Below are 1,132 nucleotides of genomic sequence, written 5' to 3' on the forward strand. Positions count from 1 at the left end.
TCAGGCGGACATTGTGCGTGCGCGAGCACCAGCTTATCCGGATCTTGAAGCGCTGGATGCGAATATCAACGCAAGTTTGACTGAGCGCTGGGCGCGTTCCGGTTTCGCGCTTTCGGCCGGCGCGGCCAAAGTGCAACTGGATGGTGGCCAAAGCCAGTATTGGAAAAATCTAACGTTCTCGGGATTTACCGGGATTGGTGCCAACACAAGTGTCACGGCGACCATCGAACATGAACGGCGCAGGGTTTCCGATAGCAGGCTGTCGTTACTGGCAACACGCACGGGCCCGAATTGGGAGCTGAGGGCTGGGGTAGCATATACGCCATCTGCGGACTTCAGGGAAAATTGGGGGCTGCAATCGGGCGCAGACTTCAAAATTGACGACAATGTGACGTTGTTATCAGACGTCCGTTATGCCGATTACGGAAATATATAGTTCGAGTCGGTTGTCCCTGGCGTAAGGTTATCCAGCAATAAATCTGCGCACACTTTAGCCGTTCGGTTCATCTCCATCAGCCCATCAGACAGCACGACAAAGTTCGGAGCGTTGGCACGCTATGACCGCAATTTTGACACTGGCGCGCGGTTGTTTGGCGGTGTTGCATCCTACCCCGATACCGAAGCCGGATTGACGCGGCAATTGCGGTCGGCATTTGCAGGTGGATCGCTGCCGGTGTCAAACAATCTCGCGCTTGTGCTGACTGGAGAATATGACCGTCGTGAACAGAGTTACACGAGAAAAGCTCTAAATTTCACCCTCATTTTCAGACGGTTGGATTGAAATGGTAGCTTCGGTCATTTGGGGCTCAGTCATATTTGCGATGCTGATCATTGCCGTGTTCCTCATGCTTGTGGTCCGGCGCATGCTGGGTGAACGCCACATAAAGCGAGAAGGTAAGGCGATGCTCGGCGCCACCAAAGATATCCTGCTGCGTATCCAAGATCTTGAGCCATCGGCCCCTTTGAATCATTATAGCAAGGCTGCACGCATGTATGCAGTGCTCAATCTGTCGAGACTGCTGCGGGGATCAGAACGCGTCAAACTGATGGAACTGGCGGATCAGGATGGTTTGTTCGATTCGGCCCTACGCGATCTTAAAAGCCATAAACCCCGTCAACGGGCGCAGGCGAT

The 1,132-nt window shown here is 53.6% G+C and carries 3 protein-coding genes; all 3 read left to right on the forward strand.

The window, feature by feature from the left end; all coding sequences use genetic code 11:
* Positions 1-436: hypothetical protein (locus tag U1739_RS21020; protein WP_332710566.1), on the forward strand; the 436-nt coding region annotated here is incomplete at its 5' end.
* A gap of 111 nt (positions 437-547) precedes the next feature.
* Positions 548-781 (forward strand): hypothetical protein, encoded by a 234-nt coding sequence (locus U1739_RS21025; protein WP_332710567.1) that lies wholly within the window; start codon positions 548-550, stop codon positions 779-781.
* 40 nt (positions 782-821) lie between these two features.
* A partial coding sequence (locus tag U1739_RS21030; protein ID WP_332710568.1) for a hypothetical protein occupies positions 822-1,132 on the forward strand: 311 nt, incomplete at its 3' end.

It is taken from the genome of Parasphingomonas puruogangriensis (assembly GCF_036663635.1).
Taxonomy (GTDB): Bacteria; Pseudomonadota; Alphaproteobacteria; order Sphingomonadales; family Sphingomonadaceae; genus Sphingomonas.